At 70.6% G+C, this 13,776-nt stretch carries 9 protein-coding genes; 6 read left to right on the top strand and 3 right to left on the bottom strand.

What is annotated here, in order from left to right; genetic code table 11:
* Window positions 1–73: 73 nt before the first annotated feature.
* Genes pseB through QM638_RS21085 form a run of 3 tightly spaced genes read left to right on the top strand, consistent with a single transcriptional unit; the run spans window position 74 to window position 2,943 of the window.
* A complete protein-coding gene (pseB, locus tag QM638_RS21075) occupies window positions 74–1,087 on the top strand; it encodes a UDP-N-acetylglucosamine 4,6-dehydratase (inverting) (RefSeq protein WP_415145298.1) in 1,014 nt (337 codons plus the stop codon).
* A gap of 6 nt (window positions 1,088–1,093) precedes the next feature.
* A complete protein-coding gene (locus tag QM638_RS21080) occupies window positions 1,094–2,215 on the top strand; it encodes a DegT/DnrJ/EryC1/StrS family aminotransferase (RefSeq protein ID WP_415145300.1) in 1,122 nt (373 codons plus the stop codon).
* Window positions 2,212–2,943 (top strand): cytidylyltransferase domain-containing protein, encoded by a 732-nt coding sequence (locus QM638_RS21085; RefSeq protein WP_415145302.1) that lies wholly within the window; start codon window positions 2,212–2,214, stop codon window positions 2,941–2,943. Before QM638_RS21080 ends, QM638_RS21085 begins: the two co-directional genes overlap by 4 nt.
* An 11-nt stretch (window positions 2,944–2,954) precedes the next feature.
* On the opposite strand, the gene QM638_RS21090 is transcribed toward QM638_RS21085, so the two are convergent.
* On the bottom strand, window positions 2,955–3,281 hold the full coding sequence (locus tag QM638_RS21090) for a hypothetical protein (protein WP_415145304.1): 327 nt from the start codon (window positions 3,279–3,281) through the stop codon (window positions 2,955–2,957).
* Window positions 3,282–3,310: 29 nt separating this feature from the next.
* Window positions 3,311–3,991 carry a hypothetical protein gene (locus QM638_RS21095; RefSeq protein WP_415145306.1) on the bottom strand — a complete coding sequence of 227 codons (681 nt, stop codon included), beginning with the start codon at window positions 3,989–3,991 and terminating at the stop codon, window positions 3,311–3,313.
* Between the two features lie 201 nt (window positions 3,992–4,192).
* Here QM638_RS21095 and QM638_RS21100 point away from each other — a divergent pair, with 201 nt between their 5' ends.
* On the top strand, window positions 4,193–5,176 hold the full coding sequence (locus QM638_RS21100) for a sulfotransferase family protein (protein ID WP_415145308.1): 984 nt from the start codon (window positions 4,193–4,195) through the stop codon (window positions 5,174–5,176).
* Window positions 5,177–5,201: 25 nt separating this feature from the next.
* On the opposite strand, the gene QM638_RS21105 is transcribed toward QM638_RS21100, so the two are convergent.
* Window positions 5,202–6,434 (bottom strand): hypothetical protein, encoded by a 1,233-nt coding sequence (locus QM638_RS21105; RefSeq protein ID WP_415145310.1) that lies wholly within the window; start codon window positions 6,432–6,434, stop codon window positions 5,202–5,204.
* 148 nt (window positions 6,435–6,582) lie between these two features.
* Here QM638_RS21105 and QM638_RS21110 point away from each other — a divergent pair, with 148 nt between their 5' ends.
* Entirely contained in the window at window positions 6,583–10,242 is a 3,660-nt protein-coding gene (locus QM638_RS21110; RefSeq protein WP_415145311.1) for a CDP-glycerol glycerophosphotransferase family protein, read from the top strand.
* A gap of 205 nt (window positions 10,243–10,447) precedes the next feature.
* Entirely contained in the window at window positions 10,448–13,750 is a 3,303-nt protein-coding gene (locus QM638_RS21115) for a CDP-glycerol glycerophosphotransferase family protein (protein ID WP_415145313.1), read from the top strand.
* Window positions 13,751–13,776: the final 26 nt, after the last annotated feature.

Below are 13,776 nucleotides of genomic sequence, written 5' to 3' on the forward strand. Positions count from 1 at the left end.
GCCATCGCATTGTCGCCGACCCGCCACATCCAGGTCACCATCGGTTTCCGCCGGGACCGGAACATCGACGATCGTGACGGCCTCTGCACTGGTCCCGGACCCCCTCCTGAGCGGTGCCAGCATCCTGGTCACCGGCGGCACCGGGTCGTTCGGCAAGGCGTTCATCCGCTACGCGTTGGACCGGCTGGACCCGAAGCGCCTGGTCGTCTTCTCCCGCGACGAGCTGAAGCAGTACGAGGTGCGGCACCTCTTCGACGACGACCCGCGGCTGCGCTGGTTCCTCGGCGACGTCCGCGACCGGGAGCGGCTGCTGCGCGCGATGCACCACGTCGACTACGTGGTGCATGCCGCCGCGCTCAAGCAGGTCGACACCGCCGAGTACAACCCGTGGGAGTTCGTGAAGACGAACGTGATCGGCTCGCAGAACGTGGTGGAGGCGGCGATCGACGCGGGCGTGAAGAAGGTGGTGGCGCTCTCCACCGACAAGGCGTCGAGCCCGATCAACCTGTACGGCGCGACCAAGCTGACCGCCGACAAGCTCTTCGTCACCGGCAACCACTACGCCGCCGCCTACCAGACCCGGTTCGCGGTGGTGCGCTACGGCAACGTGATGGGCAGCCGCGGCTCGGTGATCCCGTTCTTCGCCAGGCTCGCCGAGCAGGGCAGGTCGCTGCCGATCACCGACCTGCGCTGCACCAGGTTCTTCATCACCCTGCCCCAGGCCGTGCAGATGGTGGTCGACGCCTTCGACATGATGCAGGGCGGGGAGCTGTTCGTGCCGCGGATCCCGTCGATGAAGGTCACCGACCTGGCGCAGGCGATCGCCCCCGGGGCGCCGATGCACGACATCTCGCTGCGCCCCGGCGAGAAGCTGCACGAGGAGATGATCAGCCCGGAGGAGGGCCGCCGCGCGGTCGTCGTCCGGGACGGGAGGTACTTCGTGATCCAGCCCGACCTGGCCACCTGGGGGTACCAGCCGCCCGCCGACGGGAAGCCGGTGCCGGACGACTTCAGCTACCGCTCCAACACCAACGAGGAGTGGTACACCCAGGACCAGATCGCCGCGATCATCGACGCCGGGCTGTGACCGGCGATGCTGCCCTACGGACGCCAGTCCATCGACGAGGAGGACATCGAGGCGGTCGTCGCCGTGCTGCGCAGCGACTGGCTGACCACGGGGCCGGCGGTGAGCGCCTTCGAGGAGGCCCTCGGCGCGCTGGCCGGCGGGTTGCGGTGCGTGAGCACGACCAGTGGTACGGCGGCCCTCGACCTCGCCTACGCCGCCGCGGGCGTCGGCCCGGGCGACGAGGTGGTCACCACCCCGATGACCTTCGTGGCCACCGCGTCGACGGCGTCGCGCCACGGCGCCCGGGTGATCTTCGCCGATGTCGAGGAGGACACCGCGCTGATCGACCCGGCCGCGGTCGCGTCCGTGACCTCGGGCCGCACCGCCGTGATCGCCGCCGTGGACTACGCCGGTCATCCGGCGGACTACGACGCGCTGGCACCGATCGCCGCGCGATGCGGAGCGCTGCTGCTCGCCGACGCCGCGCACTCGATCGGCGGCAGCTACCGCGGCCGGCCGGTCGGCGCGCTGGCCGATCTGACCACCTGCTCGTTCTTCCCCACCAAGAACATGACCACCGCCGAGGGCGGTGCGGTGCTCTTCGCCGACCCCGAGCTGGCGCGTCGCGGACGGGAGTTCGGCAACATCGGGCTGGTGCGCGACCCGTCCCGGTTCGAGATCGGGACCGAGGGCGGATGGCACCAGGAGGTGCACGAGTTCGGGGTCAACTATCGGCTCAGCGACCTCGGCTGTGCGCTCGGCCTGGCCCAGCTGGGTCGGCTGGCGCGGTTCACCGCGAGACGGCGTGAGCTGGTGGCGCGCTATCGGGAGGCACTGGCCGGAGTCGACGGCGTCGTGTTGCCGGTGCAGCGACCGGGGGTGGACCCGGCCTGGCATCTGTTCCCGGTGCGGATCCGAGACGGCCGCCGGCGCGAGGTCTACGAGCGGATGCGCGCCGGCGGGATCGGCGTACAGGTCAACTACCTGCCGGTCTACTGGCATCCGGCGTACGCCGATCTCGGCTACCGCCGAGGGCTGTGCCCGCGCGCGGAGGCGTTCTACGCCGAGGAGCTCTCCCTGCCGCTGTATCCGGACCTGCGCGACGACCAGGTCGACCTGGTCTGCGAGACGCTGAGGGGGATCGTGTGAGCGCTCCCGACCCAGGCGTGCTGATCGTGACCCAGGCCCGGATGACCAGCACCCGGCTCCCCGGCAAGGTGCTCCGGCCGGCGGCCGGCGCGACGATGCTGGAGCATCACCTCTCCCGGCTGGCCGCCTCCGGCCTGCCGGTGGTGGTGGCCACCACCACCCACCGCACCGACGACCCGATCGTCTCGGTCGCCGAGCGCTGCCGGGTCGTCGTGGTGCGCGGCAGCGAGGACGACGTGCTCGGACGCTACGGGCTGGCCGTCCGGGAGCACCGGCCGCACACGGTGGTCCGGGTGACCTCGGACTGCCCGCTGATCGACGGTGCGGTGGTGCGGGCCGGCGTGGAGGCGTACCTGCGGGTGGGGGACCCCGAGCTGTACGCCAGCAACACCCTGAGTCGGACCTATCCCCGCGGCCTGGACTTCGAGGTCTTCTCCGCGGCGGCACTGCTCGAGGCGGACGCGGCGGCGACCGAGCCCGCCCATCGCGAGCACGTCACCGGTTGGCTCTACGACGACCCGGACCGGCCCAAGCTCAACCTGCCGTGGCACCGGGACGCCTCGGCGTACCGGCTCACCCTCGACGTCGCCGACGACCTCCGCCTGCTGCGCCTCCTGATCGAGGAGCACGACGCCCTGCGGCTCGACGCCGCCGGCCTGGTCGACCTCCTCGACGCCCGGCCCGATCTCGCCGCGCTCAACGCCCACGTGGCGCAGAAGGCCGGCTGACCGGAAATCCCTCAGCTTCCGAGACTCTCCTCGATCTGCCGCAGCCTCTCCTCGAATCGCGCCGCGGCGCTGATCCGGGCACGGACCTGCTCCCGCTGACGCTGCAGCTCGTCCCACAGGCTGCGCGCCTCGACCTGGTCGAGCGCGTCCGCCGAGCCGTCCGGCCGCGGCGCGACCACCGGCACGCCCTCGACCCGCTCCCGCAGGCTCTCCACCCGCTCCTCCAAGGCGGCCAGCTGCGGACCGATCCGCGCCAGCTCACGCTCGTGCTCCTCGATCCGCGCCAACTGGCGGTCGAGTCGGTCGACCAGCTCCTGGCGACCGGCCAGGCGTCGCACGCGCTCGCGCACTCTGGCCTTGACCGCGCTCAGCGCCACAGCGTGGCCCGCCCCTCGGCGAGCCAGGAGCGCACCAGCTGTGCCTCCGCCTCGATCCGGTGCTCACGGGCGACCGGAGACCAGCCGCCGCCCTGGTAGGTCCAGCCGGTCTGGGTCGGGTTGTCGACGAAGGAGTAGCCGGAGAGCAGCACCTCGGCCTCGGGGAACAGCGTCACCGCCAGCCAGGCGGCCGTCAGACCGGTGGTCGGGGCGAGCCGCTCCTCGCGCCACGGCACGCCGAGTGACTCCCCGATCGGGGCCAGCACGTCCCGATTCGGCAACGGCACCATGCCGAGGTCCGCCGGCCAGGAGGCCGGCCACATCTCCGGATTGCCGTGGGCGCGCATCGGCTCGGCCAACAGGTAGAGCCGGTCGCGGTACCTGTCGAAGGTGTGCCGCGTCGGCCGGGTGATCCGGTTCCACACCACCACGTCGGCGCGCTTGCCCTGTGCCCGCGGGGTCTCCGGCTCGTCGAGCACGAAGCTGTTCACCCGGATCACCAGATCGGCGGCGTCGATCGCGTCCGCGCGCTCCTCGCTGGGCGCCAGTGGCGCATTGCCGAGTGCGGCCACGGTGCGCACCGATGTCCGAGCGGCGTACGCCGACATCAGGTCGCGCAGGTGCGAGAGGCCCTCCGGAACGCGAGCCCGAGTGATGACGGAGGCGGTCATGGGCCGATCATGGCAGCGATTCCGACCGCGAAGGGGTCCCGGCGCCAGGCTTCACCGAGTCGCCATCGAACGCTCCGCTCGGGGTCGGGGTCCGCTCACCTCGGCGTCCTCGGATGTTCACCTGCCCCAGCGGAGGTCCCGCGACCAACCGGCCGACGGACGAACCTCATGCGACACGGGAACGTGTGTCAGGGTTTGCCCATGCAACACGCCCCCCACGTCGTGCTCGTCGCCGGCCCGGGTCGCAGCGGCACGAGCCTGTTCACCGGTCTGCTGAGCAGGCTCGGCTACCACGTGCCGAAGCCGGAGGTCTCCGCCGGCCGGACCAACCCGCGCGGCTTCAGCGAGCCCCGGTGGGCCGTCGACTTCCACAACACGCTGCTGGAGAAGGCCGCGATCGCCGTCGACGACAGCCGCCCGGAGGCGTGGCAGCGCGCGACGTCGGTGGGCGAGCGAAAGCCCGTGTACGCCGAATTGCGCGAGTGGCTCGGCGCGCAGTTGGCCGAGAGCCCGCGGGTGGTGGTCAAGGACCCACGGATCGGCTGGTTTCTCGACCTCTATCGCCGGGTGGGCGAGGACCTGGGCGCGCAGACCTACGTGGTGACCCTGCTGCGCGACCCGGCCGAGGTGCTCAGGTCTCGCGAGCTCGCCTACGGGACCCGCACCACGCCGAGCGTGCGGGCGCTCGGCTGGGTCAACATGATGCTCGGGGTCGAGGAACACGCTCGCGACATCCCGCACGCCGTGGTGCGGTACGCCGACCTGCTGACCGATTGGCAGACCGCGCTCACCGACGCCGGGACCGCGCTCGGCCTCGACCTCGTCACCTCGGCGACACCCGACCAGATCGCCTCCGCGGCCGGCCTGGTCGATCCCTCGCTCCTCCGCTCGGCCGCCGACTGGTCCGAGATGGAGGTGGTCCCCCGTGCGGAGGCACTGACCCGGAGCGTCTACCAGACCTACGGCGATCTTGTCGGAGTCCCCGATGCCGCCGCTCTCGCCGCCGGACGGGCGGCGCTGGCCCAGGCCGCCGCCGAGCTCACCGCCTACTACGACGAGTGCTGGGAGATCAGCAGCCACCGACGCCGTCGACTGGTGCGGCGCGAGCGACGCAAGGCCGTCGCCGCGGAACGTGCCCGGGTCGCCGGCGAGGTCACCGACAAGATGGACGCCGCCGGTCGGTAGGAGTCCGGTGCACGGCCGAGCCGAGTCAGGCTCGGCCCGGTCGCACCACCCGCCCCAGCCGGCGCCGGCCGCGCCGGGCGACCTCGCGGATGAGCGCCGACGCAGGTGCTCGGTCGAGTGGCTCGCCCGACGGTGTCTCCCGGGTCTCCTGCCGGACCCGTCCGGTCGGCTTGTTTGCGCGCCGGATCGCGGCGGCGATGGTCGCCTCGATGCCACCGGCGGCGGCCTGGATGCCGATCACCTCGGGCGGTTCCCACGGGCCGAGCGGGGTGGCGGTCGCGGCGGTGTCGAGCCTGAGCCGGTCGGGGTCACCGACGACCGTCGTACCCGAGGTCGCCACCGCATCCGCGCGCTCGTCGCTGAGCCGCTCCAGCCGCGGCGACGCCCAGGCGGGCAGCACCGGCATCGGTGAGCCGAGCTCCCTGGCGACCGGCTGGCGCAGGCCGGTCAGCAGCCCCCGATGCACCAGCAGCCGCAGTTCCCTGTCGCTCCAACCCTGTCGTTCGAAGGCGAGGTTGACCTGGCGCAGCAGTTCGATGCGGTCCTCGGTCAGGCTGGCGTTCTTGGTCACCTCCGCAGCGGGGGTCAGCAGGCCGTTCGGCAGGCCGAGGAGCGCCTCGAAGGTGCGCGGTCCCTGCTCGCGGTCGGTGTCGTCGGAGACGATGGTGACGACCCGGTCGGCACCGACCAGGCCCTTCCACCTGCTCATCAGGTTCGTGACGCCGTACAGGTGCCAGAAGTCCCTGGCCGCCCGGGTGTCTCCGGCCGGCTCGATGACCTCGGCCAGCCAGTCCTGATACGGCTGAGTGAAGCCGTGCGTCTTGACCTTCTCCTGCCAGTCCGAGGGCAGCAGCGAGATCAGCCTGCGGATCGTCATCACCGCGTGGACCCGGTCCCGGCCGAGGTCCTCCACGAGCTTCCCGATGTGCTCCCGTCCGGTGCCGGCCAGGAACTCGCTGCTGATCACCACCCGACCCCGGTGTGCGCGCACCTGCTCGACGAGCTGGTGCCAGCGCGCAAGCGGCACCTCGGAGTGCCCGGTGGTCGACCGCCCTCGCAGCGCCCAGACCTCCTCATGATGATGGCGCCGGGGTCCGGGATAGAGGACCCCGTGGGCCGCCAAGTCGTCGCGATGCTGCGCAAGGGAGGCCTGCAGCGCGGTGGTTCCGGTCTTGTACGGGCCGAGATGCACCAGGATCGCGTCGTCCGGAAGGGCGCTGACCCCGACCGCTGACGGATGGATCTCGTCGCTGCTCATCGCTCCTCGTCTCTGCTCCGACGGCGACCACATTATGTCTGGCACGATCGTCTACGATGGCCGCGATGTCTGACTACGCCGGCGCGAGGCTCCAGCCAGGCGGTCGTCGTGATGGCGGTGGACCGGGGTCCACCGGGCGCGGCCCCCGATGAGCGGACTGAGCGGTCTGCGCAGGATCTCAGCCGAGTCGAAACGCCTGCTCCGAGGCGCAACCCGAGGCATCGAGCGGCGGCCCAACGGACTCCTGCGCAACCTGCGTCGCAATGCCGAGGTCACGGTGCGCCGTGCCACCGGCCGGGGTTCCTACGTCCCGGGGCTGCTCTCGGTCGTCGTCCCGGCGTACGGCGTCGAGGAGTACATCGCCGAGTGCCTGGACTCGCTGCGTGCACAGCACTATCTCCAGCTGGAGATCATCGTCGTCGACGACGGGACACCCGATGCCTCCGCCGAGATCGCTGCCGAGATCGCTCGGGAGGACCGGCGGATCCGGGTGGTGCGCCGACCCAACGGCGGGCTCTCCGCGGCCCGCAACACCGGCGTGGAGCACGCCGTCGGCGAGTTCCTGGTCTTCGTCGACGCCGACGACACGGTCGGTCCACAGGCGTTCAGCGCGGCCATCGAGTCGCTGGCCGAGTCCGGCTCCGACTTCGCCGTCACCAACTACGACCGCCTTGCGCGGGACGGCAAGCCGGTGCCGGCGGCCCCATGGATCCGACGCGCCCACGAACAAGCACACATCGGCGTCACGCTCGCCGAGTTCCCCGACGCCATGGTCAACGCGGTCGCCTGGAGCAAGGTCTACCGGCGACGGTTCTGGGATGCTGCCGGACTGAGCTTCCCGGTGGGCCGGCTCTACGAGGACCAGCCGGTCTCGATGGCGGCCTTCGGCACGGCCCGTGCCTTCGACGTGCTGCCGACGATCGGAGTGCACTGGCGGGTGCGGGGCGACGGATCCTCCATCTCGCAGGCGGCCGCCACGGTGACGAACCTGGCCGAGCACAACGAGGCGGTGCGCACCTCACTGGCCGCACTGCGCGAGGCCGGCCACCCCGAGGCCGCCGACCACCGGGTGCTGCAGTTGCTGGCGAACAACATGCCGTACTTCGTCCGGCACATCGCCGTCGCCGGCCAAGACTTCTGGAACCACCTGCGCGAGGGCATCGGCGAGCTGACCCACGGCATCACCCACACCACCTACCTGCGTGAGGTGCCGGCGATGGACAAGGTGCTCTACGAGCTCATCGTCACCGACCGGCGCGAGGACGCGATCGCGATCCTGGAGAACTACGGTCGCGACGTGCGGCGCTACCCGACCCGGGTCGGCGAGGACGGCGTCCACGTGGTCCTCCCGTACGCCGACCAGGTGGCCGAGGAGGCCACCCTGCTCGCCGACCGGGAGATCGATCTGGTGCACCGGCTGCTGCACGTCGCCTGGGAGGACGACCTGCTCCGGCTGGACGGCTGGGCCTACCTGAACTGCATCGACCTGGCCGAGCATCCACAGACCCTCGAGCTCACCCTGACCGACGGAGACCGGTTCCGACGCTCGTTGACCGTCAGTGCCCACCCTCAGCCGCGCGCCGACGTCACCGGACGGCACCTGTACAGCGACTACACGCCGAGTGGGTTCGAGGCGATCCTCGACACCTCCGACCTGCCCGACGGGGACTACCAGTTCGAGCTCCGGGTGAGCGTCGCCGGGCTGAGCGAGACCGGTCCACTGAACCAGCCCGCCGTCGCCGGATCGGCCGGCGTGGCCCACAGCCGTATCCTGCCGGGCGGCCGGGCGATGGTGCTCCGCCACGGCCGTCGGCGCGCGGCCGGGGCGGTCAACCCACTCGCGCTGCGGGTCTCCTCCAGGCCGGCCTGGGCCACCGCGACCCGATGGGACGGTGACACCCTGGAGATCGACTTCGAGGCAACCGACCCGCTCGTCGTTCAGCTGACGCACATCGATCGCGACCGGCCGTTCGTCGCGACCACCGCGACCCGCACCCGGTCGGGCTGGCGGGCACGACTCGACCTGTCCGGTCTCGGCGCGCAGCTCGTCGGCCTCAGCACCACCGAGCGGCGCCGACCGCTGCGGGTCAGGGTCCAGACCGGCGGCGGGGCCGTTCCGCTGCTCGCCCCGGCCGGCCTCGCGGCCTCGCCCGGCGTACCGGACCGGGACGCCACGCCACGGGTCCTCACCCGCGCCGGCACCGGCGAGCTCGAGCTCTTCGACTGGCTTCCGGTGGCCACCGGCTACCGGCTCACCGGCGACGACCTGAGCGTCGCGGTGAGCCACGCCGAGGAGCTTCCCGGGACGCCGGTGCTGCGCTCCAAGGTCGGTGACGTGCCGGGCACCGTCCAGGCCGGTCCGCGGCCGGGGATCAGCACACTGAGGTTCTCGATGACCCGGACGCACTGGGGCACGCCGGGTCTGGCGCTCCCGACGGATCGATATCTGATCGGCCTCACCGACGGCGCCTCGGACGAGGCGGACTGGGTGCCCGTCACGGTCGCGCCGCAGCTGCTCGCCGACCTCCCGGCCGAGCATGTCGGCACCCGACACCGGGCCCGCACGCACATCGCTCCGACCACGCCGCCCACCTTCGCGATCCAGCTGGAACCGCCGCTGGGCGACGACGAGCGGGGGCGGCGCAACCAGCGTCGCCTGGCGGAGCAGTCGCGGGTGGTCGAGGCGTCCGACGACAGCGTCTTCTTCCGGTCCCTGTACGGCGAGGTGACCAACTGCAACGGGCTGGGCGTGCACACCGAGCTTCGCCGCCGCGGTGCCGAGCTGAGCCTGATCTGGTCGGTCGCCGACCACTCGGTCCCGGTGCCCGAGGGCGGCCTCGGCCTGGTCGAGGGCACGACCGCCTGGCACCGCGCCCTCGCCCAGGCCCGCTACCACCTGGTCAACGTGCACCAGCTCGACTGGTTCACCAAGCCGACCGGCCAGGTGATGATCGAGACGATGCACGGCTACCCGTACAAGGTGATGGGTCACGAGTGGTGGGACAAGGGCGGCTTTCCCCGTCACCAGGTGGAGAGCTTCGACCGGCGCGCCCGGGAGTGGGACTACTTCGTCTCCCCCGCCTCCTACGCCACCCCGTTGTTGCGGGCCGCCTTCTTGGAGCCGGCCGGCTCCACTGCCGAGGTGTTGGAGATCGGCTACCCGCGCAACGACATCCTGCTCACCCCCGAGGGCAACGCGGTCCGGCGTCGTACCCGCGAGCTCCTCGGCATCGACGAGGACACCACGGTGGTGCTCTACGCCCCGACGTTCCGGGACTACATGTCCGCCGACGACATGACCGCCAAGCGGGTCGACTTCCTCGAGGCGGATCGGGTCGTCGCGGCGTTGGAGAACGTGGTGGTGCTGCTGCGCGGACACGCCTTCCACTCCCGGGCGAAGGACGATGTACTGGACCGGTCGGCCTCGATCATCGACGTCACCGACTACCCGGACGTCAACGACCTCGTCCTGGCCTCGGACGTCGGCGTCCTCGACTACTCCTCGCTGCGCTTCGACTACGGCGTCACCGACAAGCCGATGATCTTCCTGGTCCCGGATCTGGCGAAGTACCACGAGGCTCGCGGCGGCGTGATCGCCTACGAGCCGACCGCGCCGGGCCCGTTCGCCACCTCGACCACGGAGGTGGTCGCCTGGCTCGCCGACCTGCCCCGCCTCAGCGAGGAGTACGCCGCCGACCGCGCCCGCTTCCGCGCGGAGTACGCCGACCTCGAAGACGGTCACGCCAGCGCCCGGCTGGTGGACGCCGTCTTCGTGCCCCGCGGCGACGCGCCCGCCGTCGAGGCGTGACCCTCGCTCCCGGCCGACCGCCGCCGGGACCCGATACCGACGGTGACTCCTCGTCGGGCCCGAGCGGAGCGCATTCTCCCGCGGCGTCGGCCGACCGTTAGCATGAGGGCCGGTCTTTGCCGGGTCACGCTGGTGCCCGGGCAAGGGTCTGGGGTCGGCGCGAGCACGCACGACGAGAGGACAGAGGAAGCTGGGTGACCGACGGATGGCAGCAGGCGAGACCAGGCACAGCAGGGCGCTCTGGCTGTTCAACTGCGCCGACACCTTCTCGGGGAACCCGAAGTGGCTCTTCCTCTACGTCAATCGGTTCCGGCCGGACATCGAGGCCTGGTGGATCACTCCCGATGCCGGCACCGTCGCCGAGGTCCGCCGGCTGGGCTTCAACGCCGTCGTCACGTCCTCACGGCAGGGCCAGGCGCTGCAGAACCGCGCCAGCGTCTGGGTGGTGAACCAGGTCAAGGAGGTGATCTCGCCTCGGTTGCGGGGCGCCGTCCTGCTCAACCTGTGGCACGGCGTCGGTGTCAAGAGCATCGAACGCGGGATGAACGAGGGATACCTCCAGGAGCGCATCTTCCGCAAGTACATCACCAACAATCAGGCCTATCACGACCGCCAGCTGTTCCTGGTGACCTCCCCGGCGATGGAGCGGCACTTCGCGAAGCAGATCGGATTCGGCCCGGACCAGGCCATCCGAGCGGGTTACCCACAAGATCTCTACACCCGGCTGTACGGCGAGGTGTCCACCTTCGACCACGATCTGCCGGCACGCCGAGGCTTGGCGCCGGATGCCCGGATCGCGCTGTACGCCCCGACGCCGCGGCGCGAGTTCGACGCCGACTTCCTCGCCGAGGCGTTCCCCGACCTGCCGCGGCTGATCGAGACGCTCCGCCGGGAGAACATCCTGCTGATCCTCAAGATGCACCCGCACATGACGAAGGACCCCGCCTTCCGGCAGTTGCGGGCCGAGTACGGCGACGAACCGCACCTGATGTTCTGGGACAACGAGGAGGACATCTACGAGGTCTTTCACAAGATCGATCTGGCGATCGTCGACTACTCCTCGATCCTCTACGACCTGCTCTCTGCCGGCGTCTCCAAGGTCATCCGTTATGTCTTCGACCTGGACTTCGATGCCGCCGGGCGCGGCGACGGCGGGAATGCGGTCATCGAGCCCGGCACCGACTATCTGGAGCTCTCCTGTGGCTCGATCGCCAGCGATTTCGACGAGCTGCTCACCCGGCTCGGCGAGGACTGTCGTGTCCCAGAGGCCACCTTGGCACGGCTGCACGACTACTTCTGGGCGTACGCCGATGACCAGACCTTCGAGACCATCGTCCAGCGGGCACTCGACTTCGAGCCCACCCACGACCGTCTGCCCACCTTCCACAGCTTCGACGTCTTCGACACGGTCATCGCCCGCAAGGTCGTGGAGCCGGACGGGATCTTCTACTACGTGCGCCACATGATGGAGCAGTCCCCGGACAAGTTCCCGGCCTATGTGACCGCCGAGTTCGTCCGGCTGCGGATGGAGGCGGAGAGCAACGTCCGGGAGAGCCGTCGCAAGCACCCCGACCTCCAGGCCAGCGGCGATCTGGAGATCACCTTCGATCAGATCTACGAGCGTCTCGCCGACCTCCATCGGCTCGACCATGAGCAGATCGCCCTGCTCAAGGGCTGGGAGCTGGAGGCGGAGCTCGACAATGTGATCCCGTGCGACGCGCAGATCCAGCAGATCAGGGATCTGCTGGACGACGGCGCCACCGTGGTCCTGATCAGCGACCAGTACCTACCGATCGACGTCGTCCGCCGTATGCTCGCCAAGGCCGACCCGATGCTCGCCGAGCTTCCGCTCTACCTGTCCAACGAGCAGCACGCCCAGAAGAGCACTCGCAAGCTCTATCTGAAGGTCTTCGCCGACCAGGAGGAGTGGCACTACGGTCGCTGGCACCATGTCGGCGACAACCCGCACGCGGACATCCTCCGAGCGCGTGAGCTCGGGATCGACACCCGCCGCGTCCGCACGCCGAGGTTCACCCCGTACGAGCGTCGTCTCGCCACCGCGCTGGACACCTATGACGGCAGGCTGCTGGCGGGCCTGTTCCGCCAGGATCGCGTCCAGCTGGATCTCTCCCACACCGAGCGGTTCGTCTACGCGCGGGTCGCGCTGTACCTGGTCCCCTACCTGGAATGGGTGCTCGGCGATGCCATCGCCCGCGGTTACCGCACGCTGTACTTCGTCTCCCGCGACGGCCACCATCTCAAGGAGATCGCCGACACGCTCATCGCCGAGCACGGGTTGAACCTGCGCACCCGCTACATCTACGGGTCCCGCCGGGCCTGGCGGCTGGCCTCCCAGGTCGACGGGATCGACGCCAACACGTTCTCCGCCTTCGGCAACTTCGCCGGGGTCCAGTCGGTCGCGGAGCTTGCCGAGACCGCGAGCCTCAGCGTCGCCGAGTTGCACGCGATGGTGCCCGAGACCCGTCAGTACGGCGACGCCGAGACACGCAGCCGGGCGGCGTCGCGCGAGCTGCGGGAGTCCCTGGCCGCCTCGGCGACCTTCCGGAGACACCTGGAGCGCCAGGCGCGCGAGGACCGGGATCTGGTCACCGCCTACCTGCAGCAGGAGATCGATGTCGACGAGCCGTTCGCGGTCGTGGAGTACTGGGGCCGGGGCTACACCCAGGACTGCCTGGTGCGACTGATCGCCCATGCCACCGGTCGACCGGTACCCACCCCGTTCTACTACGCACGCAGCATCTATCTCACCGACGGCGACGCGATCCGCCACAACTTCACCTCCTCGACGCACTCGATGCTCTTCGTCGAGGCGATCTTCGCGAACCTGCCCTACGGCACCGTCGAGGGCTATCGCCGCGACGGCGAGCGCGTCGTACCCGTGATGACGCCACGGGCGTGCGATGCCGAGCTGTACGAGGCGATGGCCACCCAGCTCCCCCGCTTCGCGCGGGACTTCGCTCGGCTGCCGTTCGTCGACCGCGACCGGGTCCGCCGCGCTCTGCTCACCTTCGCCTTCGATGACTTCGAGGAGAACAAGGACGACCCGCACTACCTCGACCGGATCGCCCACCTGCGCGACGCCGTGGACCTGGGTGCCACCGAGCGCGAGTTCGCTCCGGCTCTGACGCTTGCCGACTTCGTGCGGCACATGAAGGGCGAGCGCATCTCCACGCTCACCCGTTCCCTGGAGATGAGCGAGGCACGGTCCGGCGCGATGGCCCTCCGACTCTTCGAGTGGCGGCAGCGATACGACTGGCCGAGATGGATTCCACCGGCCGAGCGCAAGCCCGATGACCCCCGCCGGTGGCGTCGGGACGCCCACGACCGCGCGGTGCTGGAGGCCGCCCGTCGACCCGCCGACGAGCCCATGCCCGCGCCGACCGGACCGCTGCGACGCCGGATCCGCGCGGTCCGCAGGCGACTCGGCGGCGTCCGGCGACGAATGCGATCGGCCGGGTCTCGGCTGTACCGGCGACGAGCACGATGATCGACCCCGACACGACCGACGAAGCC

The organism is Nocardioides sp. (genome assembly GCF_047606145.1).
GTDB lineage: Bacteria > Actinomycetota > Actinomycetes > Propionibacteriales > Nocardioidaceae > Nocardioides.